This window comes from Rhizobium sp. PRIMUS64, assembly GCF_023006465.1.
In the GTDB taxonomy this organism is placed as follows: Bacteria; Pseudomonadota; Alphaproteobacteria; order Rhizobiales; family Rhizobiaceae; genus Rhizobium; species Rhizobium leguminosarum.
In genome coordinates this window covers 1-441 of record NZ_JALBGX010000345.1, presented here as the reverse complement: position 1 = coordinate 441, position 441 = coordinate 1, and the positions used below count along the sequence as shown (strand labels likewise).

Annotated in this window: 1 protein-coding gene; it reads left to right on the top strand. The window is 64.6% G+C overall.

Annotated features, from left to right (window positions below; all coding sequences use genetic code 11):
• Nucleotides 1-441: hypothetical protein (locus MOV76_RS39495; protein WP_247266628.1), on the top strand; the 441-nt coding region annotated here is incomplete at both ends.

Below are 441 nucleotides of genomic sequence, written 5' to 3'. Positions count from 1 at the left end.
GCATTGCCGATCCCGGCGCTCTCCGAAAAGGTGATGGCACGTCTTACCGAGATCGAGGCGGTGCGCAGGCAAGGTGGTGACGACGCCTACAAGGCCGCCTTTGCGCTTGCCACCGAAGACCGCTCGATCGTCCAGGAGGTCAAGGCGGTCAGCGAGGCGCTGACCGCCCGCTTCGGCTGGAGCGCGTTTACCTCGAAGGCCGACGCGGTTGGCGAACGCAACATGGTCGAGCGTATGCCGGAAGACCTCGCCAGTATCAGAGGCGAGAAGCTGACCCGGCTGTTCAAGGCCGTGAAGCGCTTTGCCGACGAGCAGCATCTCGCCGAGCGGCGGGATCGTTCGAAGATTGTTGCCGGCGCCAGTGCCGATCAAGGGATGGAGAATGTCCCCATGCTTGCCGCCGTCACCGAGTTCAGGACCGCGATCGACGAGGAGGCGCGC